Annotated in this window: 27 protein-coding genes; 15 read left to right on the plus strand and 12 right to left on the minus strand. The window is 50.7% G+C overall.

Going from position 1 to position 25,168, the window contains the following annotated elements:
* Window positions 1–24 precede the first annotated feature (24 nt).
* Window positions 25–732 carry a CTP synthase gene (locus ACMVME_RS04010; RefSeq protein WP_068794513.1) on the minus strand — a complete coding sequence of 236 codons (708 nt, stop codon included), beginning with the start codon at window positions 730–732 and terminating at the stop codon, window positions 25–27.
* Between the two features lie 151 nt (window positions 733–883).
* Between ACMVME_RS04010 and ACMVME_RS04015 the strand changes: the two genes are divergently transcribed.
* Window positions 884–1,228: a DUF488 domain-containing protein gene (locus tag ACMVME_RS04015; protein WP_014169629.1), complete on the plus strand. Its 345-nt coding sequence runs from the start codon at window positions 884–886 to the stop codon at window positions 1,226–1,228.
* On the opposite strand, the gene ACMVME_RS04020 is transcribed toward ACMVME_RS04015, so the two are convergent.
* Both ACMVME_RS04020 and ACMVME_RS04025 read right to left on the minus strand, forming a co-directional pair.
* A complete protein-coding gene (locus ACMVME_RS04020; RefSeq protein WP_014169628.1) occupies window positions 1,229–1,534 on the minus strand; it encodes a hypothetical protein in 306 nt (101 codons plus the stop codon).
* 80 nt (window positions 1,535–1,614) lie between these two features.
* Entirely contained in the window at window positions 1,615–1,869 is a 255-nt protein-coding gene (locus ACMVME_RS04025; RefSeq protein ID WP_068794512.1) for a DUF333 domain-containing protein, read from the minus strand.
* Window positions 1,870–2,173: 304 nt separating this feature from the next.
* Between ACMVME_RS04025 and ACMVME_RS04030 the strand changes: the two genes are divergently transcribed.
* From ACMVME_RS04030 to yoaJ, 3 genes are read left to right on the plus strand one after another with little or no spacing between them, the layout of a single operon-like run.
* Window positions 2,174–3,202 (plus strand): sensor domain-containing diguanylate cyclase, encoded by a 1,029-nt coding sequence (locus ACMVME_RS04030; RefSeq protein WP_040017217.1) that lies wholly within the window; start codon window positions 2,174–2,176, stop codon window positions 3,200–3,202.
* 45 nt (window positions 3,203–3,247) lie between these two features.
* Complete coding sequence (locus ACMVME_RS04035) at window positions 3,248–3,346, plus strand: YoaK family small membrane protein (protein WP_014883431.1); 99 nt, start codon at window positions 3,248–3,250, stop codon at window positions 3,344–3,346.
* The gene (gene yoaJ / locus ACMVME_RS04040; RefSeq protein WP_071605476.1) at window positions 3,347–3,421 is read left to right on the plus strand and encodes a protein YoaJ; all 75 of its coding nucleotides are present in this window, start codon (window positions 3,347–3,349) and stop codon (window positions 3,419–3,421) included. It begins immediately after the preceding gene.
* A 54-nt stretch (window positions 3,422–3,475) separates the two neighbouring features.
* Here yoaJ and ACMVME_RS04045 read toward each other — a convergent pair whose 3' ends face one another.
* The 3 genes from ACMVME_RS04045 to ACMVME_RS04055 form a co-directional block, all read right to left on the minus strand.
* The gene (locus ACMVME_RS04045; RefSeq protein WP_006174788.1) at window positions 3,476–3,724 is read right to left on the minus strand and encodes a GlsB/YeaQ/YmgE family stress response membrane protein; all 249 of its coding nucleotides are present in this window, start codon (window positions 3,722–3,724) and stop codon (window positions 3,476–3,478) included.
* A gap of 276 nt (window positions 3,725–4,000) precedes the next feature.
* The gene (locus ACMVME_RS04050) at window positions 4,001–5,473 is read right to left on the minus strand and encodes a sensor domain-containing diguanylate cyclase (protein WP_032679672.1); all 1,473 of its coding nucleotides are present in this window, start codon (window positions 5,471–5,473) and stop codon (window positions 4,001–4,003) included.
* Between the two features lie 181 nt (window positions 5,474–5,654).
* Window positions 5,655–7,175, minus strand: a complete 1,521-nt coding sequence (locus ACMVME_RS04055; protein WP_081308085.1) for a cyclic diguanylate phosphodiesterase — start codon at window positions 7,173–7,175, stop codon at window positions 5,655–5,657.
* Window positions 7,176–7,412: 237 nt separating this feature from the next.
* Between ACMVME_RS04055 and ACMVME_RS04060 the strand changes: the two genes are divergently transcribed.
* Entirely contained in the window at window positions 7,413–8,924 is a 1,512-nt protein-coding gene (locus ACMVME_RS04060; RefSeq protein WP_068794511.1) for a cyclic diguanylate phosphodiesterase, read from the plus strand.
* On the opposite strand, the gene ACMVME_RS04065 is transcribed toward ACMVME_RS04060, so the two are convergent.
* The 5 genes from ACMVME_RS04065 to icd form a co-directional block, all read right to left on the minus strand.
* Window positions 8,921–9,616 (minus strand): hypothetical protein, encoded by a 696-nt coding sequence (locus tag ACMVME_RS04065; RefSeq protein ID WP_068794510.1) that lies wholly within the window; start codon window positions 9,614–9,616, stop codon window positions 8,921–8,923. The two genes, ACMVME_RS04060 and ACMVME_RS04065, sit on opposite strands and share 4 nt — an antisense overlap.
* Before the next feature lie 243 nt (window positions 9,617–9,859).
* Window positions 9,860–10,105 carry a YmjA family protein gene (locus tag ACMVME_RS04070; protein WP_014169620.1) on the minus strand — a complete coding sequence of 82 codons (246 nt, stop codon included), beginning with the start codon at window positions 10,103–10,105 and terminating at the stop codon, window positions 9,860–9,862.
* Window positions 10,106–10,181: 76 nt separating this feature from the next.
* Entirely contained in the window at window positions 10,182–10,532 is a 351-nt protein-coding gene (locus ACMVME_RS04075; protein ID WP_020884453.1) for a DUF1304 domain-containing protein, read from the minus strand.
* A 199-nt stretch (window positions 10,533–10,731) separates the two neighbouring features.
* Window positions 10,732–11,778, minus strand: a complete 1,047-nt coding sequence (locus ACMVME_RS04080) for a glycosyl hydrolase (RefSeq protein ID WP_068794509.1) — start codon at window positions 11,776–11,778, stop codon at window positions 10,732–10,734.
* Between the two features lie 587 nt (window positions 11,779–12,365).
* Window positions 12,366–13,616 (minus strand): NADP-dependent isocitrate dehydrogenase, encoded by a 1,251-nt coding sequence (gene icd / locus ACMVME_RS04085; protein WP_014169617.1) that lies wholly within the window; start codon window positions 13,614–13,616, stop codon window positions 12,366–12,368.
* 117 nt (window positions 13,617–13,733) lie between these two features.
* Between icd and rluE the strand changes: the two genes are divergently transcribed.
* The 10 genes from rluE (at window position 13,734) to ACMVME_RS04135 (ending at window position 23,869) form a co-directional block, all read left to right on the plus strand.
* The gene (rluE, locus tag ACMVME_RS04090; protein ID WP_020884455.1) at window positions 13,734–14,387 is read left to right on the plus strand and encodes a 23S rRNA pseudouridine(2457) synthase RluE; all 654 of its coding nucleotides are present in this window, start codon (window positions 13,734–13,736) and stop codon (window positions 14,385–14,387) included.
* Between the two features lie 9 nt (window positions 14,388–14,396).
* Entirely contained in the window at window positions 14,397–14,870 is a 474-nt protein-coding gene (locus ACMVME_RS04095; RefSeq protein ID WP_020884456.1) for an NUDIX hydrolase, read from the plus strand.
* 40 nt (window positions 14,871–14,910) lie between these two features.
* Entirely contained in the window at window positions 14,911–16,023 is a 1,113-nt protein-coding gene (gene mnmA, locus ACMVME_RS04100; protein WP_032670452.1) for a tRNA 2-thiouridine(34) synthase MnmA, read from the plus strand.
* Between the two features lie 27 nt (window positions 16,024–16,050).
* Entirely contained in the window at window positions 16,051–16,680 is a 630-nt protein-coding gene (hflD, locus tag ACMVME_RS04105) for a high frequency lysogenization protein HflD (RefSeq protein WP_014169611.1), read from the plus strand.
* Window positions 16,681–16,699: 19 nt separating this feature from the next.
* Window positions 16,700–18,070, plus strand: coding sequence for an adenylosuccinate lyase (purB, locus tag ACMVME_RS04110; RefSeq protein ID WP_020884458.1), 1,371 nt, complete (start codon window positions 16,700–16,702; stop codon window positions 18,068–18,070).
* 331 nt (window positions 18,071–18,401) lie between these two features.
* Complete coding sequence (locus ACMVME_RS04115) at window positions 18,402–18,665, plus strand: hypothetical protein (protein ID WP_068794507.1); 264 nt, start codon at window positions 18,402–18,404, stop codon at window positions 18,663–18,665.
* 28 nt (window positions 18,666–18,693) lie between these two features.
* A complete protein-coding gene (locus tag ACMVME_RS04120; protein WP_068794506.1) occupies window positions 18,694–19,449 on the plus strand; it encodes a glycosyltransferase family 25 protein in 756 nt (251 codons plus the stop codon).
* Between the two features lie 1,071 nt (window positions 19,450–20,520).
* Window positions 20,521–21,192, plus strand: a complete 672-nt coding sequence (gene phoP / locus ACMVME_RS04125; protein ID WP_032670531.1) for a two-component system response regulator PhoP — start codon at window positions 20,521–20,523, stop codon at window positions 21,190–21,192.
* A complete protein-coding gene (phoQ, locus tag ACMVME_RS04130) occupies window positions 21,193–22,656 on the plus strand; it encodes a two-component system sensor histidine kinase PhoQ (protein ID WP_044867219.1) in 1,464 nt (487 codons plus the stop codon).
* Between the two features lie 91 nt (window positions 22,657–22,747).
* Window positions 22,748–23,869, plus strand: coding sequence for a cupin domain-containing protein (locus ACMVME_RS04135; RefSeq protein ID WP_032677894.1), 1,122 nt, complete (start codon window positions 22,748–22,750; stop codon window positions 23,867–23,869).
* 58 nt (window positions 23,870–23,927) lie between these two features.
* On the opposite strand, the gene pepT is transcribed toward ACMVME_RS04135, so the two are convergent.
* Window positions 23,928–25,151: a peptidase T gene (pepT, locus tag ACMVME_RS04140; RefSeq protein WP_020884649.1), complete on the minus strand. Its 1,224-nt coding sequence runs from the start codon at window positions 25,149–25,151 to the stop codon at window positions 23,928–23,930.
* Between the last annotated feature and the right edge of the window lie 17 nt (window positions 25,152–25,168).

The following is a 25,168-nucleotide window of genomic DNA, read 5'->3' on the forward strand; positions in this document are numbered from 1 at the left end:
GCAGACCACCAGGTCTGCCTTTTTTTATCCGCGCGCCGCGCGCAGCATTGCCTGTACCAGCACCACCGGTCGACCTTCCAGCGCGGCACGTTCATGCTGGAATAAGGTGATCACGAAGAACGGATGGGTCAGTAACTCCGCGGCGCGAATTTCACCCTGCTCGTCCCAGCCGGTGACGCGCATGTCACCGCTCTCCAGCTCCCGTGCAAATTCCGGCGACACACCGTAATTGCAGTGATATCCCTCCACGATTTCCGGTTTGCCATAGGCTTTGGCGATGAGCGTATTGTTGCGCAGCTCAATTGCATCGGTTTTTTCCACCAGCGAGCAGGTTAATGGCGCAATCACCATTGTGCCTTCGGTATCCGTTTCGGCGTGAGCCGCATCGTGCCAGCCCAGCACATTACGGGCGTACTCAATCAGCGCATGCTGGAACCCGCCGCAGGTGCCGAGGAAGGGAATACTGTTTTCGCGTGCGTAGCGTGCAGCGATAAAGGCCGCCGCCGTGTTTTTGTACGGGCTTGCGGGAACCAGCCAGATAGCGTCATAACCCACCAGATCTTCCGGGCTGGTCAGTTCCGTGGTCGCGAGCCAGTCATAATCAGCGGTGAGGTCAAGAACGGCAGCGGCGTCGTCAATTGCCAGCGGGATCGCCTGGTGCGCAATAGCATCGGGATTGTAATCGCCAACCAGCGCAATGCGTAGTGTGGTTTTAGCCGGGAGGTGTTCCATGAAAGGTTCCTTATGCCTGAGTATTAGCAGATAACATAAGGAACCTCAGACTACCGATCTTCTGCAATTATCACAATACCTTAAATTGGGTGGGTAAAGACAAAGTGCTAGAGTAATACGCAGAACGTTTGGCCGCAGGTGAGGAGAAAAGATGATCCAGTGTAAACGCGTATACGAACAGGCAAGCCCGGACGATGGTTATCGGGTGCTGGTAGACAGACTCTGGCCGCGTGGCGTGAAGAAAACCGATCTCGCGTATGATGAATGGTGTAAAACGCTCACCCCGTCCAACGATTTACGCAAGGCGTTTCATAGCGAAACCCTTGATTTCAACGCCTTCAGCAAGGCGTACCGGGAAGAGCTGGCGCAGCACAAGGACGAGGGGTTGCGTCTTGCGGCGCTGGCCAGCAAGCAGACCTTAACCCTTCTCTATGGCGCGAAAGATAAGGAACACAATCACGCCCTGGTGTTAGCCGACTGGCTGCGTAATGTCTAGTCAGTCGATCATCAGTTCATCAAGGATTTGCGGCGCCGTATCCGGGGTAAGCGGCATCAGATGTTCGGCACGAATAAACGCAAAGCCGTGCTGATTGTCAAACGCGAAGACATCACCGGTCACCAGCCAAAGCGCGCGATCCGAGGTGGCGGGTAACTGCGTCATGACGCCATTGACCGGATTAACAAAACGCTGGCCGGGCTGACACAGGCCAAACAGTTCAACAGATTTACCAATATTACGACGGCCGGACGCCGTGCGGGCACCGATGATCATCGCCATGCTGCCCGGTTTAAGCTGAAACATACTTCTCTCACGATAACGGTAGCCATCGAAAGGCTAAGAATAATCCTAAAGAGAAGTGTACCGCAGCCACTGTCCCGCTGTCACCTGGCAGGTTGCGGATGATCGCGACGATAAAGCGCCCATTCATCGATCACTTCGCCACCGGGCAACTTGCACTCCGTGCGAACCCCTTGCGGGCTCTGAACCGGGACCTGTTCCCCGCCTTTATTCAGGCAGTAGACGGAGGCGGGATTAGCCATCCCGATAATATGGGGCGGTTTCGGGGCATCAGGCGGGGATGTTTTGGAGGTACAGGCGGCCAGCGGTAACGCCAGTGCCAGAAGCAGTAATCTCATCTCATTGATCCTTTTAACTTCATCAGATTTTAAGGGTAACGGGTCATCGCCGCTTTCTCCACGATTTCTCCATCTTAACTGCACTTTTCCACACTACAGTGGCACGTGTTCTCAATGACCAGAGAACATCATTCCGTAATCAAGATGTCTTTGCCCCGGTCTCAACATCGGGGCTTTTTTTCTCCCCCGCTCCCCTGTGATGAATATTAAAATTTTTATATTCATGTTTTACTATGCCCGAAGTCGAAAAATTCAGCATAACATGCAGATGCAGACGTCTTCTGCATGGGAGTGAGCCTACGTCATGTCGGATATTATCCTTGCCCGTGTTTCAGAAACGCTCGCCACTGAGCAGTCCCTTGAAAGTCTCGTCCGCCAGCTGCTGGAGATGCTGGAGATTGTGACTGAAATGGAGTCCACCTACCTGACGAAGGTCGATATCAATGCGCGGCTGCAGCATATCCTCTACGCCCGCAACAGCAAGCAGATGCAGATCCCTGAGGGGCTGAGCGTTCCCTGGGGCGACACGTTGTGTAAGCGCGCCATTGAGAGTGGTACGTTGTTCAGTAACGAGGTGGCTGAGCGCTGGCCGGATTGCGATGCCGCGAAAGCCCTTGGCATTACAACCTACATGAGTATCCCCATTCACCTTGCGGATGGTTCACTCTATGGCACGCTCTGCGCCACCAGCACGGAAAAGAAACATCCCAGCGATCGCGGTGAACAAGTTTTGAAATTATTCGCCGGGTTGATTGCCCAGTATATTCAGAAAGAGTCGCTGGTGATCCAGCTTCGGGAAGCCAATGCGGCACTCATTGCGCACTCTTATACCGATGCCCTTACCGGATTACCAAACCGTCGCGCCATCTTCGAAGAGCTGACGACCCTGTTTTCACTGGCAAAGCACCTTAAACGCAACGCCATCATCGCGTTTATCGACCTTGATGATTTCAAGCTGATTAACGACCGTTACGGGCATGAATCAGGCGATCGGTTCCTGATTGAAGTGGGCAAACGTCTGACTGAAGAAAAACAGGCGGACGAAATAATTGGCAGGCTGGGCGGTGATGAGTTTCTGGTGGCCTCGCTTAGCCAGACCAACAGTACGGGTGAGAGCACACAGATTAACCTGCTTAAAACGCGCCTCGACGCCCGTATTGCAGGAGAATACTGGCTGGGGAGCGTGAACATTATTTATCCTGGCGCCAGCTTCGGTGTGATTGAAGTTGACCCCACCGTGACCGATCCGGACAGTGCGTTACGCGCGGCTGATGTCGCGATGTATCAGCATAAGAAAGGAAAAAGCAAAACGCGCTTTCTCGCGATGGATTAACCCCGTACACTCTACGACGTTATAAAAACCGAAACAGGTGATGGTATGAGAATAGGGATCCTCTTCCCGGTCGTTATTTTTATAACGGCGGTAGTGTTTTTGGCCTGGTTTTTTGTCGGTGGTTACGCTGCTCCGGGGGCATAAATGAGAAAAACAACCCTCATTATGCTGATCGTGGCAATCGTGGCTGTTGCAGGCTCGCAGCTAGGCTGGTGGTAAACCCACCACGTAAAAAGGCCGCCATATGGCAGCCTTTTTCAACATTTATCAGGCTTAACTTTTGATTTTTCTGTAGATAAACAGAACAACCAACGCACCGATCACCGCGACAGCGAAGCTGCCGAAGTTAAAGCCATCGACCTTACCAAAGCCGAACAGCGTACTGATCCAACCGCCCACCACTGCACCGATAATCCCCAGTATTACGGTGACGATAAACCCACCGCCATCTTTGCCCGGCATAATCCACTTCGCCAGAATACCTGCAATAAGCCCAAAGATAATCCAGGATAAAATTCCCATAAGTTTCCTCTCCGTATGGTTTTTGTCATTAAATCAACGACACAAGAAAGGATAGCACAGGATTTCAGAAAGGAAATTTGTGATAAGCATCACAGTGAGAGAGTGCGCGTTTAATCATCAACAGCACCACAAGAAATGTGGGGTTGCATCTTTTGTTGAGAAAGATTATCTTTCTCAACACTGAATGGTTGAGTGAAACACTCAGGTATTCAGTACGACATTGCTCACATTGCTTCCAGTATTTCTTGCCCACTCTAGAGTGGGCTTTTTTTTTGCCTACACCGCAACAAAAGCGTGCCGGTTTCGCCCTGCACGTTTTGCCTGATAGAGCGCCTGGTCGGCGGCTATAATGATGTTCTGCTGGCTGCCCGCGATATCCACGGCACGAGCAGTGGAGATCCCGACGCTAACCGTGACCCGCCCGAAGGGACTGAAAGCATGTTCAATATGCAGCGAAAAGACATTGCGAATGATCGTCTGACCGAGGCGGAGCGCTTCCTGGATATCCGTGTCTGGCAGGATCAGTGCAAACTCTTCCCCGCCATAGCGCGCCACAACCTGGTTGTCCCGGTTGAGGCTCTCCCTGAGGCTATTTCCCAGCAGGGTTAAACAGCGGTCCCCTTCGGGATGACCATAGTTATCGTTGTATTTTTTGAAGTAGTCCACATCGACAATCAACACCGAAATCGGGGCGTCGCTGGCCGCACAGGCCGCAATTTCTGACAGAATTTTTTCATCAAAAATGCGTCGGTTGAAAAGCCCGGTTAGCGCATCTTCAGACGCAATAATCTTCAGCGCTCTGTTATCCCGTGTTTTTCTGGATAAATCGGAATAGAGGAAACAGGACGCCGCAATGAGTATCGCGGTAAAAACCAAAATGAGTACAGAAAGCTGGAGAGCCTGCTTGCGCCAGGGGGCGAGTGCTTCTTGCGTACTGACCGCCACGGTGGTGACGAGCCCGTAGCGCTTGTTCTTCTCGAAAGCATAAATGCGTTCGATTTTATCAAACCGTGAGACAGAGCTGGCGATACCCGCGTTTTGTACCTTGAGGTATGTCCTGAAGAGAGGCGAATCCGAAACAATCGCGCCGATGTAATTATTTTTAAACGGATGACGTACCAGCAACACGCCTGACTGGGTTGTTAAGCCGATCACGCCTGAGTGACCAATATTGATCTGCCCGTATAACGCCAGAAAATTTTCGATACCCAGCGTAACCACAACGACACCGTTAAACGCGCCGGTAGGGGTTTCCAGCCGACGACTAATGGTTATGACCCATTTACCATTCGTTCTGCTGACCACCGGCTGGCCAATAAAAATCTGCTGGCTCTTATTTTCTTTGTGGTAGATAAAAAACGACCTGTCCACCCCTTTCCGGGGTCCGGAAAAACTTTCATGCAGTGCCGTAAAAATATTCCCTTGCGCATCGTAAACAACCACATTATTTATCTGGATAAGAAGATTATCCTGATTGCTTATCATCCGCTGGATATTTTTGGCCTGTTGTGGGGTCATGCCATAAATTTTGATTATGTCGGAAACCGAAGTAATCAACATTTCACTTTGGCGCATGATCCCTTCGCTGTACACGTCTAAGGTATGGCTCAGGTTGGCAACGCTGGTATTTATTTGCTGGATTGACTGCTGCCTGGACGTGGTAATTTGGACGGCAAGCGACAGCGAAATGATCAATGAGACAATGATGACGGTAATAGTTGTTGTGTAAAAAGTATTTTTCACATGCACGAGCTCTTCCACCTTATCACGCCTGACATCCCTGGCTGACAACTAGAGTCACTGTAACAAAGCTCAGGATAAGAGGAAAATGAATTGCACTTAAGCATACAACAGAAATCTGATGATATTTCGCTTTTCGCAAACGGGCATCAGATATTATTACTGGGCCCCTTTCACAGAAAAAAATCTCTTACAGACTGACCTTCTCCAGGGGCTTAGATAAGATGATTTTAATAAATTCTTTATACGAGACCGGTTTACCAAAATAGTATCCCTGCAACAGGGTAATCTGATTACGGTTGAGATAGTCCAGTTGCTCCTTCGTTTCTACCCCTTCAGCCACGATATGCAGTGAGAGTTTTTTCGCCAGGTCAATCACACAGTCCAGCAGGATCGTAGAGTCTTTCGCCTCTGATACCCGGTTCACGAAACTTTTATCGATTTTAATATAATCAATCGCCAGCGCGTGCAGACAGGAGAGTCCGGAATACCCGGTCCCAAAGTCATCAAGCGCAATGACGAAACCGGCGTTATGTAACGCATTGAGATTTTCCACCAGATGAGGATTATCGATCAGCGGTTCACGCTCGGTCACTTCGAGAACCAGTTTGACCTCTTTACCATAAAAGCCTTTTCCAAAGACCCGGCAGTCAGCGATAAAAGAAGGCGCATTGATGTGTCTGGCGCTGATGTTCACCCCGATGTGAAATCCGTCCGGCAACTTAGGCAAAAGCGGCTTAAGCTCGGTCACCACTTTCGCCATTAACCCTTTGGTCAGCGGAATTATCAGGCCGCTGCGCTCGGCAATCGGAATAAAAACATCCGGTGGGATAAAGCCTGATTTTGGGTGCTTCCACCTTGCCAGCACTTCCACGCCATACAAACCGCCGGTATCGCCATTCACGATCGGCTGATAGTACGGAACGATCTCGCCGTGGATGATGGCTTTACGCAGATCGTCTTCAAACGAGCTGCTTTTCCCCCTGTAGCGACGGATAAGAATGCCAACAGCCGCAGATAACGCAAGGATAAGCAGTATGAGGCTCCATCCCTGATACAGTAAACGCGTCAGGCTGAAAAAGGCGGGAGGCTGCCAGGCCATGCTAAACGGAAAATGTGCCGATGCTGTTAAGGAACCCGCCCACTTCACGGGGGGCCAGCCGGTCACATCGCCCGCGCCGGCTATTGCTTTATCGCCAACAACCAGCCTCAGTCCCTTGTTGTTTGCTGCACTCGCAATAACATCCCGCAAATGCGCGTCGCTAACGCTTACGATAACGCGCCCTTTCGCGACGGGCATCTGAAAAAGTAACACCGGAATGCCGTTCACCAGGCGATTACCGGGGAGCAGCATCAATCCTTTGTTGGGCAGCGTCTGCGGGCGAACAATCAATACGCCGTTTCCGGGAAGGGAGGTACAGACGATCCTGCCCTGCTGCTCAATCATAATGGCGCGAAGATGCGGTTTCAGCGCAGCTTCCGAACCCAGTTCACGCTGTCCGGTGTCGGTACACCCTGCAGCGGCGACCCGTTTTGCTGTATCTGCAGCACTGACAGCCTCAGCAAGAATGGCCTCAATTTTACGCGTGCTTGCGGCGGCGGTTTCGGCATAATTTGACCGGGCCATATGCCACAACTGCCAGTTAATGATCAGCATGCCACTCAGAAACACAAATAAGGCACACAGAATGGGGAGCATAACGTTGCGCACGATTTTTTCCTTAGGAGAAAAATGCTCATTTATGACCTGTATAAGGCGATCGCCTGGCAAACTCTGCGCTGCTTAAAGCAATGTGAAAAGTTTAGTTAAGATTTATCTTAAAAAACTGGTACTTCCGCATGAGTTACTCTGACTGAATAAGATAAACCTCCATTATTATCAGGCTTGTGCCTTGCCCTGGCTGTGTTAAGATTTGTGAAATCAGGGAGCGGACGGGACCACTGGAAAATGAAAAAGATCATTGCCGTTGCTATCATTTCAACGTTGCTGGTCGCCCTCTCTCTCTACGCGGTTAATGCGGTTATCGTGGCCCAGCAAAAGAGCAAACAGCTCGAGGTTTCCCATTCCCTTTTGCAATATTCAGAAGGCCTGTCTCAAAGTGTGGCGCAGGCGCTCAAAAGCATTACTACACAGGGTTGTGATAAAACCAGTCTCGATAGTTACAGGCAGATAAAGTTAGATAGCCTCTATTTCGGGGATATCGGTTTTATTGAAAAGGGGAAAATAGCCTGTACTGCTTTTTGGGGTAAACTCGCCACTCCCGTTGCCCTTCCTGCAGAGCTGCATAAAACGCCACGGGGTTTTCTTCTGGCACAGTTTTCCAGAAAAGATTTTTTTACAGGCAATGCGGCAATTTATAATAACGTGATTATATTCACCTCCCGCTATGCTTACGATAAGTTCACGCCGATTACGGCGAACTATTCACTGAGTACGACGACCAAAGATTTCGGCAGAACATTTTTCTCAGCCTCCCCGGTGATAAAAGAACAGAGCTGGCTGCATTCAAATCTGTTTACCTTAACCCTGACGCAGTGCAGCGCCGTATGGGATTTGTGTGTGATCGTGAAGCATCACAACGCAGGGCTGGCTTCGTTGTCGCTGGTGGTGTTTACCCTTCTCACGGCAATTCTGGCTTTCATCTGGATAGCGATCACGCTGTTTTTCTTCCGCATCTATGAAGATCGGTTCTCACTGGAGCGCACGCTGGTTAACGCGGTAAAAGCCAATACCATCAGCGTTAACTACCAGCCCATTATTCGAATCCAGGATAAAAAAATGGTGGGCGTCGAAGTTCTGTCGAGATGGCGCGATAATAATCATGGAGAGGTCTCGCCTGAGCTCTTTATTCCCTTAATTAAGAAAATTGGCCTGTATCAAAAGTATTATATCAATATCATCGAAAAATCCCTGGCAGAAATCGCCTCGCTGGCGATTAAACATCAGCTGGTGATTTCATTAAACATTGGTCGAACCGAGATTGAAGACGGGCAATTCATTAAGATTCTTTGTCGTGAGTGTTTAGTGAATAGCATTCCACTCTCCTTGATAAAAGTCGAACTCTCTGAAAAGGCGGTCTCCACTGCGGATGTTCTCGAAGGGTTTTGTCAGGCGTTAAAATCGCTGGGTGTGAGAATATCAATTGACGATTTTGGAGTGCAAAACTCTAACCTCGCCCGCATATCGCTTCTGGAATACGATGAGATCAAAATAGACAAATCGCTGGTAGATGGTATTAATGAGCATTATAAACAGAATATATTCGTCATCTTTAGTGACGCCCTCGCCAGACTGAATAAAACGCTCGTCTTTGAAGGTGTGGAAAGCAAAACGCAATATCGCTTTATCGCTGACCGGTATCCTGATGCCCTGATTCAGGGATGGTATTTCTCTAAATCACTGACCATTGATGAACTGACGCAGCAACTTAACAACGATAAGCAAAAACCAGCGCGTTAACGTGTCAACATTGACGACGTGACGGCTCTGCATAGCGTCCAGTTATAATTCACGACGTTGAGTTTTAGCTCTCCGCAAACCTCACCGTAACGCTGCATGCGGCGCTCACGGAAAAACGCCCTCAGTGATTCAGGCAGACAGTCTGCCTGGTAGCGCAACAGCGTAGTGTGCCAGAACGGCGCTGGCAAAGGGGTATTGCCATGGCGTAAGCGCAACGCCTCTTGCCAGTCCGTGGTTAACAGACGTTCACAAAACGCCTGCCGCTGCCTCAAGGCAAGTGTATCGGGTATGCCTGCAAGCAAGAGCTGGTTGGGCAATGCCACCAGCCTGAGTTCCCGAACCGTGATACCCAGACCTGCAAAAGGGGTCCATGCGTCGATAAGCTGACGCGTCTTCGCCGGTAACGGTGCATTCCCGTCGTAGAGAGGGAGCGTTATGGGTACGAAGGTGAAATGGAAGCCGGATGGCGGCTGGAGGTCTACTAACGAGTCGTGGCGGGTCAACGCCCGCAGTTCCCGAAACAACATGTCGAGAGACGCGGTCATTTCCAGCTGGAAACCTGTCGCCAGTGCGAGCTTTTGCGTAGCATAAAACGGCTCCCTTACCGCTCCGATACCGTCCCGCTTTTCCCAGAGCGCCAGCGTCTTAGCGTTGGTGTCGTGGTAATGTTTTTCCAGATCAGACGTTTCCATTTCTTTCCTAAAAACATATAGTCGTCACATTCAGACCGTAGATTACCCTGAAGCACACTCTCATTTGGTTAAAACGTGAAAAATTCTCTGTTGTTTCCGCTGGTACTCTTTTTCCTGATCGTTATTTTCGCCCTGCTCATCGGTAAACCCTCAACGCACATCCCGGATAAAAAATGCATGTGGTCCGATAGCGTGATGCTGAGCTGTTTAGCAAAGCATCAGCACAACGGTTTTTGAGGCGGACTATTCATTTCCCCACTGATTGAGGAAGTTCGCAATATCATCAATGCGCGCGCTACGGATGCCGGCTTCACTGGCCATCTCTTGCTGGGCTTCCTCGCTGATCTCTTCATTGTTCGATAAACGGGTGAGCAGCAACTGGAAATAACAGGCAAGAGGATCGCGCTCTGCCTCACTTACCGGCTCCGCGGCTTCCGACGCGTATTCATCGACGATGTCATAATACTTAAGTGGAATTTCATTGTGCATAAACAGTCTCTTCTCTGACCTTTAAGGGTAATGCCTGAGTATATCGGACGGCACTCTTAGACCAAAGCCTTGTTAATCAACGCAACCACAATGCAATCAATGCAGCCAGCGCCGGTAAAGCCTGAACATAGAGTATTTTTCGGCTGGCGGTCATGGCACCGTAAATGCCCGCAATCAACACGCAGGTCAAAAAGAAGAAGACCACAGGAACACCGCTTTCACCAAGCCACAGTCCCCAGAGCAGTCCCGCTGCCAGAAAACCGTTATACAACCCCTGATTTGCGGCCAGCACGCGGGTATCGCGTGCAAAATCAGGGCTGAGATTAAATGCCTTGTGGCCTGTTTTTGTGTTCCACAGGAACATTTCCAGCACAAGTATGTAGAGATGAATTAACGCAACAATAGCGACAAGGATCGTAGCTAACATCTTGCAGTCTCCCGCAGGCTGAGGAAAAAAACGGGGACCTTCTGGCCCCCGTTCACGTTTAACCCAGAATCTGGATGACATATTCGCGATGATCGCGTCGCCAGACTCTGAACATTTTAGCATCTTCTATAGCGTTAACGATCGGGCCAGCGACTTCAACCATTTTATATGGCGCATCAACGTGACACCGGAACGTACATTAACTCAGAACGCTTCCGTTCCATACCTCTCCGAGATTTATTACCCGGTCATTATTGTATGCACCAGAGGCATTCAGGTTTTTCAGCGGGCTCCAGTCATTGTTCCAGGGGATAAACATGGTTGCTTTAGGGTATTTCTGAAGAATAACACTCACTAAGTTTGCATAATCAAACTGGCCATTAATTGTTGATGGCCCCACTTCTGCAAAGGCAAACGGCTTATTCAATGCCACCATTTCATCGTAACCGTTTACAGTGGCAGGATTGCCTGTATACAAGTCCAGGCCAGTAATATCAACATACTCTGCGCCAGGGTAATAAGATGTCTTATAATCCCGGTTTGCATCAGGAGAGAAGACCCAGAGTAAATTGTTTAACCCTTTCGTTTTAACGAAATAATTAAAGATATCCTGATACAGGCGTCGATACAGATCCATACGTACAGTATCGTTTGTATTCTCACCGGTTGCCCCCCACCAGAACCACTCGCCATTCATCTCATGCAAGGGTCGATAAAAGACGGTGACACCTTTCTCATTCAGTTGCTGTAGGCCCTGAGCGACCTTATCAAGCATTGCCAACCAGCGTCCACGCGACGGTGTTCCAGACTGTAAGATTGCAGAAAATTCATCATTACTCACAGGATGCTTGAGAGCCCCCTTTCCATCACCAGGATTATTACCCGCAAAACAAGGGTTTGGTAAATGGTGGCTGATCGCGACCAGTCCGCCTTTTTTCCAGTGGTCGATCAGATCGACATTACAACCAAAATCGATCAAACTGGCTTCCTCTCCTGGGGTACAGGCATCCCAGCCACGGGCATAGTCAGCGCTATAAATAGCGGGGAATTTCCCGGTCAGGGCCTGCAGGTCTTTTCCTTGTTGCAGGGAAAAAGCATCGACGCCGCCGATATTGCTATAGCCACCAAAAATACCTGAAATGAGCTTTTTACCCTGTCGATCGGACAGACTACTCAACCACTGATAAATCATTTTCGCATTATTATCTGCAGACTGATTTGCGGGTACTACAGTAAAAGTACTCATTTGTAGAATATCCTTATGTCTCGATTGGAAAATACATGGCAATGAATGACCATGCGTGTTTGCTACGTACACAATAAAACTGACATTGCCCGGCTTTATTTTTTCGTACAGTTTGTCTGGCTTTTCCCACTACCGTGGACAGTGCCCGCGCAGCAATACCGTTTGATTAAATAACTTGCTGCGACAGGGATATTTATATCAGCCGCCTGCTTAAAATGATGCTAATTCACGTTGTGCTATCTCCCGTAATACGAGTGATATTCCGCACACCAGAAAGTTATGCTGACAACCGAATTAATGAGGGTTTCACCGTAATCGTCGCACCCGATAAGTTAGATCAGGTATTCATGAGCGCGGCACCGGGTGAGGCCGGACACCATAACAATGAATTTAGAGAGACGTGGAATTAAGATACTCAAGAAATTTTGGGGCATACATCGCCGAATCAAACGGCGAAAGCGCATGATGGCCCGGTAAAGCGTGGACGGTAAATGCTATTGAAGGAGGAGTTTTGATAACCGTACGAAATCGAATAATAAAAAACGGGAACCCATCGGCTCCCGTTCTTGTTTAACCCAGACTCTGGATTACATGTTCGCGATAATCGCGTCGCCAAACTCTGAACATTTCAGCAGCTTAGCGCCTTCCATCAGACGTTCGAAATCATAGGTAACGGTTTTCGCGTTGATCGCGCCTTCCATACCTTTAACGATCAGGTCTGCGGCTTCGAACCATTCCATATGACGCAGCATCATTTCTGCAGACAGGATGATAGAACCTGGGTTCACTTTATCCTGACCGGCATATTTTGGTGCCGTACCGTGGGTCGCTTCGAACAGTGCGCACTCGTCACCGATGTTCGCACCAGGGGCGATACCAATACCGCCAACCTGCGCCGCCAGGGCGTCGGAGATGTAGTCACCGTTCAGGTTCATACAGGCGATAACGTCATATTCAGCAGGACGCAGCAGGATCTGCTGCAGGAACGCATCGGCGATCACATCTTTAATGATGATCTCTTTGCCGGTGTTCGGGTTCTTGATCTTCTGCCATGGACCACCGTCAATCAGCTCACCACCGAACTCTTCCATCGCCAGCTGGTAGCCCCAGTCTTTGAATGCGCCTTCGGTGAACTTCATGATGTTGCCTTTGTGAACCAGCGTCACAGAGTCACGGTCGTTGGTGATCGCGTATTCAATGGCCGCACGCACCAGACGTTTAGTCCCTTCTTCGGAGCAAGGCTTGATACCGATACCGCAATGCTCAGGGAAGCGAATTTTCTTCACGCCCATCTCTTCACGCAGGAATTTAATCACTTTCTCTGCGTCAGCAGAGTCCGCTTTCCACTCGATGCCCGCGTAGATGTCTTCTGAGTTTTCGCGGAAGATAACCATGTCGGTCAGTTCAGGGTGCTTAACCGGGCTTGGGGTGCCCTGATAGTAACGAACCGGACGCAGACACACGTACAGGTCCAGCTCCTGACGCAGCGCAACGTTCAGGGAACGAATACCGCCACCGACTGGAGTTGTCAGAGGGCCTTTAATAGCAACGCGGTAGTCGCGGATCAGGTCCAGCGTTTCAGCTGGCAGCCAAACGTCCTGGCCATAAACTTGAGTAGATTTTTCACCGGTGTAAATTTCCATCCAGGAAATTTTACGCTCGCCTTTGTAGGCTTTCTCAACAGCGGCATCAACCACTTTCAGCATTGCCGGGGTAACGTCTACACCGATACCGTCACCTTCGATGAACGGGATAATCGGATTGTGAGGAACGTTAATCTTGCCGTTTTGCAGGGTGATCTTTTTACCTTCCGCCGGAACAACTACTTTGCTTTCCATTAACCTCTCCTTCGAGCGCTTCTGGTTGTTACTGATCTTATGTTAATAAATTGTAATGAGCCCTTCGATAGTACCTGATTGTCCGACGCCATGAAAGGTCTTCGTTAATAGGCTATAATGCGGCAATTGATAACGTCTGAAAATACCATGAAGAAAACTTCTTTTACAAAACACCGGGTTGAGCGATTCAGCTCACGACAAGCCGCCAGAAGACCACAAGAATCCCAGCCAAAGCGGGTGATTTTGTTCAATAAACCCTACGATGTTTTGCCGCAGTTTACTGACGAAGCCGGACGCAGCACGCTGAAGGATTACATTCCTGTTCAGGGCGTCTACGCCGCCGGCCGTCTGGACCGGGATAGCGAAGGACTTCTGGTCTTAACCAACGATGGTGCCTTACAGGCCCGGCTCACTCAGCCGGGCAAACGCACGGGAAAGATTTACTTCGTCCAGGTTGAAGGTGAACCGGATGATGAGACGCTGGCGACATTACGCCGCGGCGTGACGTTAAACGATGGTCCTACCTTGCCTGCAGGTATTGAGCTCGTCAGCGAGCCGGAATGGCTGTGGCCACGCACGCCGCCTATCCGCGAGCGCAAATCCATCCCGACGAGCTGGCTCAAGATCACCCTTTATGAAGGCCGTAATCGCCAGGTTCGCCGGATGACCGCACACGTGGGCTTCCCTACCCTGCGACTTATTCGCTACGCCATGGGCAACTTCACCCTGGATTCACTGGCAAACGGTGAATGGCGGGACGTTACCCCTTAAGGAGTCACTATGTTTAAACCGCATGTCACGGTCGCCTGCGTGGTTCACGCGCAGGGTAAGTTTCTGGTCGTAGAAGAGAGTATTAACGGCAAGGCGCTGTGGAACCAGCCTGCCGGGCACCTAGAAGCCAATGAAACCTTACTGCAGGCCGCTAAACGCGAACTGTGGGAAGAGACCGGTATCCACGCGGAGCCGCAGCACTTCATCCGTATGCACCAGTGGATTGCCCCTGATCACACCCCGTTCCTGCGCTTTTTATTTGCCGTCGAGCTTAGCGAAACGTGCGCCACAGAGCCGCAGGACGATGATATCGATCGCTGCCTGTGGGTCACTGCCGAAGAGATCCTGAATGCGCCAAACCTGCGCTCGCCGCTGGTTGCCGAGAGTATCCGCTGCTGGCAGTCTGCTGGTCGCCTGCCGCTTGAGGTGATTGGAGAATTTAACTGGCCGTTTACAGAGGGTGCCAATGGTGGGGGGGCGTGATAGAATACGCCGCCTTGAAGTTCAATGTCGTGAGTATTCCATGTCAGATAACAGCCAGAAAAAAGTGATCGTCGGCATGTCCGGCGGTGTCGATTCCTCCGTTTCCGCCTACCTGTTGCAACAACAGGGCTATAAGGTGGAGGGCCTGTTCATGAAGAACTGGGAGGAAGATGATGGCGAGGAATATTGCACTGCTGCTGCGGATCTCGCCGATGCGCAGGCGGTGTGCGATAAGCTGGGCATTGAACTGCACACCGTTAACTTTGCCGCAGAATACTGGGACAACGTCTTCGAGCTTTTCCTGGAAGAGTACAAAGCCGGTCGTACCCCGAACCCGGACATTCTGTGCAACAAAGAGATCAAATTTAAAGCCTTCCTGGAATTCGCCGCAGAAGATCTGGGCGCAGACTATATTGCGACCGGGCACTACGTGCGTCGTGCCGATGTGAATGGCAAAAGCCAGCTGCTGCGCGGTCTGGATGGCAACAAAGATCAAAGCTACTTCCTTTATACACTCAGCCACGAACAGATTGCGCAAAGCCTGTTCCCGGTAGGCGAGCTTGAAAAGCCGCAGGTGCGTAAAATCGCCGAAGAGCTGGATCTGATCACTGCTAAGAAAAAAGACTCTACCGGTATCTGTTTTATCGGCGAGCGTAAATTCCGCGATTTCCTTGGTCGTTACCTGCCGGCACAGCCGGGCAAAATCGTTACCGTCGACGGTGATGAAATTGGTCAACATCAGGGGCTGATGTACCACACGCTGGGCCAGCGTAAAGGGCTGGGTATTGGCGGCACCAAAGAAGGCAGCGAAGATCCGTGGTACGTCGTAGATAAAGATGTCGAAAACAATATTCTGGTTGTTGCTCAGGGCCACGACCATCCGCGTCTGATGTCCGTCGGCCTCATCGCACAACAGCTGCACTGGGTCGATCGTGAGCCGCTGAAGGGTACGCTGCGCTGCACGGTAAAAACACGCTATCGCCAGACCGATATCCCTTGTACCGTCACCGCGCTGGATGATGAACGCATTGATGTGCGTTTCGACGAGCCGGTTGCGGCGGTCACCCCAGGCCAGTCCGCCGTATTCTACAGCGGCGAAATCTGTCTGGGCGGCGGGATCATTGAACAGCGCCTGCCGCTGCCGGCCGTTTAACACGATTGCACACATAAAGGAGAACGTGTGGCGAAGAACTATTATGACATCACCCTGGCACTGGCTGGAATTTGCCAGTCTGCCCGTCTGGTGCAACAGCTGGCGCATCAGGGTCATTGCGATGCTGACGCGCTGCACGTTTCACTCAACAGCGTTATCGACCTCAACCCCGGTTCGACTCTGGGTGTCTTCGGTGGGAGTGAAACCAATCTTCGTCTCGGTCTTGAAACTTTGCTTGGCGTGCTCAACGCCAGTAGCCGCCAGGGGTTGAACGCGGAGCTGACCCGCTATACGTTAAGCCTGATGGTGCTGGAGCGTAAGCTCAGTGCGGCCAAAGGCGCGCTTGATACGCTCGGTGACCGCATTGCCGGGCTGCAGCGCCAGCTCGACCATTTTGATCTGCAGTCCGAAACGCTGCTCAGTGCCATGGCCGGCATTTATGTTGACGTCATCAGCCCGCTGGGCCCACGTATTCAGGTCACCGGCTCTCCTGCCGTGCTGCAAAGCCCGCAGGTTCAGGCAAAAGTCCGCGCCTCCCTGCTGGCGGGTATTCGTGCCGCCGTGCTGTGGCATCAGGTTGGCGGTGGCCGCCTGCAGTTAATGTTTTCTCGTAATCGCCTGACGACTCAGGCAAAACAAATTCTTGCTCATTGTTAACCTCCCGGAGTTGCGAATTATGGAATTATCCTCACTGACCGCCGTATCCCCTGTAGATGGACGCTACGGCGATAAAGTCAGCGCGCTGCGCGGGATCTTCAGCGAATATGGTTTGCTGAAGTTCCGTGTTCAGGTTGAAGTACGCTGGCTGCAAAAGCTGGCCGCCCAGGCAGCAATCAAGGAAGTTCCTGCTTTTGACGCCCAGGCAAACGATTACCTCGATAAAATCGTTGCTGACTTCAACGAAGAAGATGCTGCGCGCATTAAAACTATTGAGCGCACCACCAACCATGACGTAAAAGCGGTTGAGTATTTCCTGAAAGAGAAAGTGGCAAGCGTGCCTGCGCTGCATGCCGTGTCTGAATTCATTCACTTCGCCTGCACCTCAGAAGACATTAACAACCTGTCTCATGCGCTGATGCTCTCCACCGCGCGCAAAGACGTGGTGCTGCCTTACTGGCGTAAAATCATCGACGCGGTAAAAGCACTGTCTGTCGAATATCGTGATATTCCGCTGCTGTCCCGTACCCACGGTCAGCCGGCCACTCCCTCCACGATGGGTAAAGAGATGGCAAACGTGGCGTACCGTATGGAACGTCAGTATCGTCAGCTGGAGCAGGTCGAGATTCTGGGTAAAATCAACGGTGCGGTAGGTAACTACAACGCCCACATCGCCGCCTACCCGGAAGTGGACTGGCATCAGTTCAGCGAAGCGTTCGTGACCTCTCTGGGCATTCAGTGGAACCCGTACACCACCCAGATTGAGCCGCACGACTATATCGCGGAACTGTTTGACTGCATCGCTCGCTTCAACACCATTCTGATCGATTTCGATCGTGACGTGTGGGGTTACATCGCGCTGAACCACTTCAAACAGAAGACCATCGCCGGTGAAATTGGCTCCTCAACCATGCCGCACAAAGTCAACCCAATCGACTTCGAAAACTCCGAAGGCAACCTGGGCCTGGCGAATGCGGTGCTGCAGCACATGGCGAGCAAACTGCCAGTTTCCCGCTGGCAGCGCGACCTGACTGACTCCACCGTGCTGCGTAACCTGGGCGTGGGTATCGGCTACGCGCTGATCGCGTATCAGTCCACCCTGAAAGGTGTAAGCAAACTGGAAGTGAACCGCGACCGTCTGCTGGACGAGCTGGATCACAACTGGGAAGTGCTGGCAGAGCCCATTCAGACCGTCATGCGTCGTTATGGCATTGAAAAACCATACGAGAAACTGAAAGAGCTGACGCGCGGCAAACGCGTAGACGCCGAAGGCATGAAACAGTTTATCGACAGTCTGGAACTGCCAGAAGACGAGAAAACCCGCCTGAAAGCGATGACCCCGGCAAACTATATCGGCCGTGCCATCACCATGGTTGACGAGCTGAAGTAACCTCCCTTCCCCCTTTCCGCCTGGAAAGGGGGCTGCTTTTCCCCGGTTTACTTAATGTTTATCCCCACAACAACATAATCAGCGTGACCGTGGAAAAGAGAACACAGAAATAGCAATAGAGGGCTCACCCGCCTCACCATAGAGTTATCCATATTGACAACAAGCCCTAAAGGGGCTAATCTTCATCCTTATGGCCCCGAATCGCTTGTGCGCATCATCCCGTAAGTGAGAACAATGAATGCTATACCTTTTGATGCCAGAGTAGTCATTATATCTGTGTATATTAAATTCTTTTAACAAATAAGCCTCGCGGGGCTCTTACCGGTGCATTATGTCGCTGATCGATAATTACACACCACCTACAACAGCAGACCTTGCGCACCTTAAAGAAGAACTTGGTCTCACAGGCTTCCAAATGGCAAATTTAGCTGGTCTTGCCGGCAGCAATCACTGGAGGAAATATACTGGTGGCGAAACGCCCAGAATTATGGGAATGCATATGCTCTTTTTTTTGGCCGCACAGTTAGCATTGAATGATAAAGAGTTGAAGAAAGTACTCGAAAAAATGCGTGAGATAGGGGCAAGCATCTCCTGAGGGATTCGCTATTTAACATGGAACTACAATGAAAATTTTTATCGTAAATCTAAAAAAATCAGTTGAACGTCGTAAAAAAATGGAAGCGCAACTGAATGCCTTAGGTCTTTCAGCTGAGTTTATCGAAGCAGTAGATGGCAGACTCATGTCTGAAGAAGAAAGGAAGGGAGTTACTGCCAACGTTAATTATGCATTCCTTCCTGGTGAGATCGGCTGTGCATTAAGTCATCAAAAAATTTATAAAAAAATGATTGATGAGAAGATCGGCGAAGCCCTTATTCTTGAGGATGACGTTGTTTTAAATGATGATTTTAAAAACGTTTTGGAACACATTACTGTCCCAGAGGTTCGTCCTTCTGTCATTTTACTAAGCCGTACAAATAAGTTTTTCCAAAAAAAAATAAAAAATATTTCCACCGGCTATTCTTTGCATAAGACCTTACATGCCACTACCACGCACAGTTATATTATCAACAACAAGGCTGCGTGCTCTTTACTCAAAGGGCTTAATCCTGTTTGGATTGTGGCTGATAAATGGGGACTATTCGAAGATATGTCATTGGTTGAAGTATATTCGGTAGTGCCTCATCCAGTTCATCTCTCTGAAGAAGCCCAAAATTCTACTATCAACATTCCGGAAGATTCACAAACCATCCATTTAAGAAAAAAGGAATTATGGAATCTTCTTATGTCACGTAGAACATTTAAAACGAAAATCAAACACAAATACAGAAGAGCGATTCTTCCACTTTTCCATAAGGTCATAAATCAAGGTAAAGGTTAAAACAGTAAATTCATAAGGAGGCTTGACTGGCCGTTCAAAATAGGAGGGTTCTCTAATATCGGAACAATTGAGAACCCCTCCGGAATTTTGCCATTCCATAAAACATTCAGTTTTTTTAATCTATTGCCAAAGACTACTGAGTCGCATTCTGTAAAGAGTGTGTTTGCTAAACCGCAGTGAAATACATTGTGACTCTTCTTTCTGCTTCTGTGTAATTCACACCATTATACCCGTACTAAATACATATAGTTTTCGTAAAATTTCATAACGGAAAATCAGGATCGCGTTTCACTTATCGCGGTATTTGCTGGCACGAGATTATCCCTGACTGGATTGCAAATAGCAGTTATATCAAAAAAGCTGGAAATCCTGGCATTGTCATCGCAAGTGAAATCCAGTTCGGTCAGTTATTGATCATTGAGATATGCTGAAGTGCAGCAAAGAACAGCCGACCGGCAGGTCTTAAACTCTTCACTCCCTGACAGGGTCAAAAAGGACCATGCGCCCTCAACAATTAATAAACAAATGGCTGTTTTATAGGAAATGCTGCAGCATGCAAATCGAAGTCGGTTTATATTATACGCTCCTTATGAGGGTGTATCGCGGCTTAGGCTATCTAAGGCCGATCCCGATCCACTTTTACTTCATGAGAACCTGGCGCTGATTGCAGCCCTCCCCCGAAAATTGGCGTTGACCATCATAGTACTCCTACACTCGGGAATGAGGCCTGGCAAGATTTGAGCCCTGGCATGGGATGATGTTGATCTGGAAAAACCGAGCCGCAAAATCTACGTTTCGTTTTCCACCAGAGAAAAAATCACGAGCAAATGAGATCTATTTTTCAAAAAATTCGATTTCTTGGGATTGGCGACGAGGTTTATTCCAGGTTGATAGGAGATATGCGCCAGGGTCAGGTCAACATGCTGAACAATCAGATGCCGACAGCGATGCCCCCAGGACGCCCCAAACAGTACGGGAGCATGAAAAAAGTCATTTAATTTCATGACGCTGGTTTCAAACTCCATAATCAGCGTTAAACTATTCATACCATTCATATAGGGAGAAAAGATGATGCGCGTACTGGTTGTTGAGGATAACGCATTGCTACGCCATCACCTGAAGGTTCAGCTTCAGGAGATGGGACATCAGGTGGACGATGCCGAAGATGCAAAAGAAGCCGATTATTATCTCAATGAGCACCTGCCGGACATCGCCATCGTCGATCTCGGATTGCCTGATGAAGACGGTTTGTCGTTGATTCGTCGCTGGCGCAGCCATGATGTCTCCCTTCCGGTTCTGGTGTTGACCGCACGTGAAGGCTGGCAGGACAAGGTTGAAGTGCTCAGCGCGGGCGCGGATGATTACGTCACCAAGCCGTTTCACATCGAAGAAGTGGCGGCACGCATGCAGGCACTGCTACGCCGCAACAGCGGCCTGGCCTCCCAGGTGATTTCGATTCCCCCTTTCCAGGTTGATCTCTCCCGTCGTGAATTCTCGATCAATAATGAAGTCATTAAGCTGACCGCGTTTGAATACACCATCATGGAAACGTTAATCCGCAACAGCGGCAAAGTGGTGAGCAAAGATTCCTTAATGCTTCAGCTTTATCCGGATGCCGAGCTGCGTGAGAGCCACACGATTGATGTGTTGATGGGACGTCTGCGCAAGAAAATTCAGGCGGAGTACCCGCAGGACGTGATCACGACCGTCCGTGGTCAGGGTTATCTGTTCGAAATACGCTAAATGAAAGGGATCTTGCGTCATATTCTGCCCCTCTCGCTGCGGGTTCGCTTTTTACTGGCAACGGCCGCCGTCGTGCTGGTGTTATCCCTCTCCTACGGCATGGTGGCTCTGGTGGGCTACAGCGTCAGTTTTGATAAAACAACTTTTCGACTGTTGCGTGGTGAAAGCAACCTGTTTTATACCCTGGCGAAATGGGAAAACAACACGATCACCGTCGAAATGCCGGAAAACCTTAACCAGCAAAGCCCGACGCTGGCCCTGATTTATAATGAAAAGGGAAAACTACTTTGGGCACAACGCGATATCCCATGGCTGGTTAAAAGTATTCGTCCGGAATGGCTTAAGACCAATGGTTTCCACGAACTTGAAGCCGATCTGAACACCACCAGCTCGCTGCTGCGCGAGGACCGCTCCCTGCAGCAAAAGCTGAATGAGATCCGCGCAGACGATGCCGAAACAGAAATGACGCACTCCGTGGCGATTAACCTCTACCCGGCCACGATGAACATGCCGCAGTTAACCATCGTGGTGGTCGATACCATCCCGGTCGAACTTAAACGTTCTTATATGGTATGGAACTGGTTCGTCTATGTTCTGGCCGCGAATCTGCTGCTAGTAATCCCGCTGCTGTGGCTCGCCGCGTGGTGGAGTTTACGCCCCATCGAATCGCTGGCGAGAGAGGTGCGCGAGCTGGAAGAACATCATCGTGAGAAGCTCAACCCGGAGACTACCCGCGAGCTGACAAGCCTGGTGCGTAACCTCAACCGTCTGCTGAAAAGCGAACGTGAGCGCTATGATAAATACCGCACCACCCTCACCGACCTCACGCATAGCCTGAAAACGCCGCTGGCGGTGATGCAAAGTACCCTGCGTTCGATGCGCAGCTCAAAGCTGAGCGTTGATGACGCCGAGCCGGTGATGCTGGAACAGATCAGCCGTATTTCTCAGCAAATTGGTTACTATCTGCACCGTGCCAGCATGCGTTCCGGCAGCGCGTTATTGAGCCGCGAACTGCATCCTGTGGCACCGCTTCTGGATAACCTCATCTCCGCGCTCAACAAGGTTTACCAGCGCAAAGGGGTCAATATCAGCCTCGATATCTCTCCCGAAATCAGCTTTGTTGGTGAACAAAATGATTTCATGGAAGTGATGGGCAATTTGCTGGATAACGCCTGTAAATATTGCCTGGAATTCGTGGAAGTTTCCGCGCGTCAGACGGATAACGAATTGCATATTATCGTTGAGGATGATGGCCCGGGGATCCCACGCAATAAACGTGATGTGGTATTCGACCGCGGACAGCGTGCGGATACGTTACGCCCCGGCCAGGGGGTTGGGTTAGCGGTGGCACGCGAAATCGTCGACCAGTACGACGGAAAAATTGAAACCGAAGACAGTTTACTCGGAGGCGCCAGAATGGAGGTCATTTTCGGTCGCCAGCAGCCCACATCGAACGATAGTTAACCCGTTATGTGAAAAATGCGAGGATCTCGCACCCAGGCTCCTGTGCTTCCGTTATAATCCGAGTCAGTAAGAGCCTGCGGAATAAAAAAATATGGATTATCACTTAACACTTAACTGGCCCGAATTTATTGAACGTTACTGGCAGAAACGCCCGGTCGTTCTTAAACGCGGGTTCAGCAATTTTGTCGATCCTCTCTCCCCTGACGAACTGGCCGGCCTGGCCATGGAGAGTGAAGTCGACAGCCGCCTGGTAAGCCACCAGGACGGGAAATGGCAGGTCAGCCACGGTCCTTTCGAAAGCTACGATCACCTCGGTGAAAACAACTGGTCATTACTGGTTCAGGCGGTTAACCACTGGCATGAACCGACTGCGGCGTTAATGCGTCCGTTCCGCGCCCTGCCCGACTGGCGAATGGACGATCTGATGATCTCCTTCTCCGTGCCAGGAGGGGGCGTTGGTCCGCATCTGGACCAGTACGACGTGTTCATCATTCAGGGTACAGGCCGCCGCCGCTGGCGCGTGGGCGACAAAGTGCCGATGAAACAGCACTGCCCGCATCCGGACCTGCTTCAGGTCGATCCGTTTGAAGGGATTATCGATGAAGAGCTGGAGCCGGGTGATATTCTCTATATCCCACCAGGGTTCCCGCACGAAGGGTATTCGCTGGAAAACTCGCTGAACTACTCCGTCGGATTCCGCGCACCAAGCGGTCGCGAAATGATCAGCGGCTTTGCTGACTACGTGCTGCAGCGTGAACTGGGCAGCCATCGTTACAGCGATCCGGATGTGCCTGCACGCGAGCACCCGGCCGATATTGTGCCAGCCGAACTGGACAAGCTTCGCGGCATGATGCTGGATTTGATCAATGAACCGGCGCATTTCAGCCAGTGGTTTGGTGAGTTTATCAGCCAGTCACGCCATGAGCTGGATGTGGCACCGCCAGAGCCGCCATACCAGGCCGACGAGATTTATGACGCACTGCAACAGGGCGACAAACTGGTTCGTCTGGGCGGGTTGCGCGTACTGCGCATCGGTGAAGATGTTTTCGTTAACGGCGAGAAGCTGGACTCCCCTCACCGTCCGGCGCTGGAGGCTATTGCCAGCCACCTGACCTTAACGGCCGATACCTTTGGCGATGCGCTGGAAGATCCCTCTTTCCTCGCGATGCTCGCCGCGCTGGTGAACAGCGGGTACTGGTTCTTTGAGGACTAAACCGTAAAGAAAAGCGTGCCGGGTGGCGGCTTCGCCTGACCCGGCCTTTTTTTTGTCATTACCGCGCCGCGGTCAGCTCCGCAATTCGCACAATCACCTTCACCGCTTTTTCCATTCCTTCCAGCGTCACGAACTCGTGCTTGCCGTGATAGTTGTAGCCACCGGTAAACAGATTCGGGCAAGGCAGCCCCATAAACGACAGCTGCGAACCGTCTGTGCCGCCACGAATCGGTTTTAACAGCGGTTCAATATCACAGTCACGCATTGCCTGCTGCGCGATATCGAGGATATGCGGATGCGCCATCACTTTCTCGCGCATATTGTAGTAGCTGTCTTCGATAATCAGCTCGATATAGCAATCCGGATGCAGGCCCTTACCGACCTTTTTGGCTATCTCCATCATCTTACGTTTACGCGCTTCAAATGCTTTACGGTCAAAGTCGCGAATGATGTAGTGCATCTGCGCACTGTCTACGGTGCCTTTAATGCTGGTCAGGTGATAAAAACCTTCATAACCGTCGGTCTGTTCCGGGCTCTCTTCTGGCGGAACTTCCGCATGAATACGCGACGCCAGCGACAACGCATTCACCATGACCCCTTTGGCGGAGCCAGGATGAACGTTGTTTCCGACGATTTTGATTGTCACGGACGCGGCGTTGAAATTCTCGAACTCCAGTTCCCCTACGCCGCCACCGTCGACGGTGTAGGCCCACTTCGCGTTAAAAGCATCTACGTCGAAGTGTTTTGCCCCCTTGCCGACCTCTTCATCCGGCGTAAAGGCGACACGGATATCCCCGTGCGGGATATTTTTCTCTTTCAGCACCGCCAGCGCCGTCATGATCTCGGCAATACCCGCTTTGTCATCGGCACCCAGCAGCGTTTTGCCGTCGGTGGTGATGAGCGTCTGACCGAGCAGCTGGTGCAGCACCGGGAACATCACCGGCGACAGTACTTCGTCACCAATCCCCAGCGCAATGTCGCCGCCGCGGTAGTTTTCAACAATCTGCGGGTTCACATGTTTACCGCTAAAATCCGGAGAGGTGTCGACATGGGAGATAAAGCCAATCGCCGGGATATCACCGGAGACATTCGCAGGCAGCGTTCCCATCACAGTGCCTTTCTCGCTTAACGTGACGTTAACCAGCCCCATGGCGTCGAGCTGCTCTTTGAGCAGGTTTAATAACTTCCACTGGCCTTCGGTGCTTGGCACCTGGCGGACACCCGGTTTAGATTGGGTATCCAGCGAAACGTACTGTAAAAAACGCTCAAGTAATTTATCCATGCAGTCACCCTCACTTT

The organism is Enterobacter cloacae complex sp. 2024EL-00711, assembly GCF_047529885.1.
In the GTDB taxonomy this organism is placed as follows: Bacteria; Pseudomonadota; Gammaproteobacteria; order Enterobacterales; family Enterobacteriaceae; genus Enterobacter; species Enterobacter ludwigii.

What these genes read in the sequence shown, in the direction of transcription:
- ACMVME_RS04095 (WP_020884456.1), top strand. Translation starts at nt 14,397, where the DNA reads ATGTTTAAACCGCATGTCACGGTCGCCTGCGTGGTTCACGCGCAGGGT.
- ACMVME_RS04030 (WP_040017217.1), top strand. Translation starts at nt 2,174, where the DNA reads ATGTCGGATATTATCCTTGCCCGTGTTTCAGAAACGCTCGCCACTGAG.
- ACMVME_RS04115 (WP_068794507.1), top strand. Translation starts at nt 18,402, where the DNA reads ATGTCGCTGATCGATAATTACACACCACCTACAACAGCAGACCTTGCG.
- ACMVME_RS04080 (WP_068794509.1), bottom strand. Translation starts at nt 11,778, where the DNA reads ATGAGTACTTTTACTGTAGTACCCGCAAATCAGTCTGCAGATAATAAT.
- ACMVME_RS04045 (WP_006174788.1), bottom strand. Translation starts at nt 3,724, where the DNA reads ATGGGAATTTTATCCTGGATTATCTTTGGGCTTATTGCAGGTATTCTG.
- mnmA (WP_032670452.1), top strand. Translation starts at nt 14,911, where the DNA reads ATGTCAGATAACAGCCAGAAAAAAGTGATCGTCGGCATGTCCGGCGGT.
- ACMVME_RS04035 (WP_014883431.1), top strand. Translation starts at nt 3,248, where the DNA reads ATGAGAATAGGGATCCTCTTCCCGGTCGTTATTTTTATAACGGCGGTA.
- phoP (WP_032670531.1), top strand. Translation starts at nt 20,521, where the DNA reads ATGCGCGTACTGGTTGTTGAGGATAACGCATTGCTACGCCATCACCTG.
- ACMVME_RS04070 (WP_014169620.1), bottom strand. Translation starts at nt 10,105, where the DNA reads ATGCACAATGAAATTCCACTTAAGTATTATGACATCGTCGATGAATAC.
- rluE (WP_020884455.1), top strand. Translation starts at nt 13,734, where the DNA reads ATGCGGCAATTGATAACGTCTGAAAATACCATGAAGAAAACTTCTTTT.
- ACMVME_RS04135 (WP_032677894.1), top strand. Translation starts at nt 22,748, where the DNA reads ATGGATTATCACTTAACACTTAACTGGCCCGAATTTATTGAACGTTAC.
- icd (WP_014169617.1), bottom strand. Translation starts at nt 13,616, where the DNA reads ATGGAAAGCAAAGTAGTTGTTCCGGCGGAAGGTAAAAAGATCACCCTG.
- purB (WP_020884458.1), top strand. Translation starts at nt 16,700, where the DNA reads ATGGAATTATCCTCACTGACCGCCGTATCCCCTGTAGATGGACGCTAC.
- ACMVME_RS04010 (WP_068794513.1), bottom strand. Translation starts at nt 732, where the DNA reads ATGGAACACCTCCCGGCTAAAACCACACTACGCATTGCGCTGGTTGGC.
- ACMVME_RS04060 (WP_068794511.1), top strand. Translation starts at nt 7,413, where the DNA reads ATGAAAAAGATCATTGCCGTTGCTATCATTTCAACGTTGCTGGTCGCC.
- pepT (WP_020884649.1), bottom strand. Translation starts at nt 25,151, where the DNA reads ATGGATAAATTACTTGAGCGTTTTTTACAGTACGTTTCGCTGGATACC.
- ACMVME_RS04025 (WP_068794512.1), bottom strand. Translation starts at nt 1,869, where the DNA reads ATGAGATTACTGCTTCTGGCACTGGCGTTACCGCTGGCCGCCTGTACC.
- ACMVME_RS04075 (WP_020884453.1), bottom strand. Translation starts at nt 10,532, where the DNA reads ATGTTAGCTACGATCCTTGTCGCTATTGTTGCGTTAATTCATCTCTAC.
- phoQ (WP_044867219.1), top strand. Translation starts at nt 21,193, where the DNA reads ATGAAAGGGATCTTGCGTCATATTCTGCCCCTCTCGCTGCGGGTTCGC.
- ACMVME_RS04020 (WP_014169628.1), bottom strand. Translation starts at nt 1,534, where the DNA reads ATGTTTCAGCTTAAACCGGGCAGCATGGCGATGATCATCGGTGCCCGC.
- ACMVME_RS04065 (WP_068794510.1), bottom strand. Translation starts at nt 9,616, where the DNA reads ATGGAAACGTCTGATCTGGAAAAACATTACCACGACACCAACGCTAAG.
- ACMVME_RS04120 (WP_068794506.1), top strand. Translation starts at nt 18,694, where the DNA reads ATGAAAATTTTTATCGTAAATCTAAAAAAATCAGTTGAACGTCGTAAA.
- ACMVME_RS04015 (WP_014169629.1), top strand. Translation starts at nt 884, where the DNA reads ATGATCCAGTGTAAACGCGTATACGAACAGGCAAGCCCGGACGATGGT.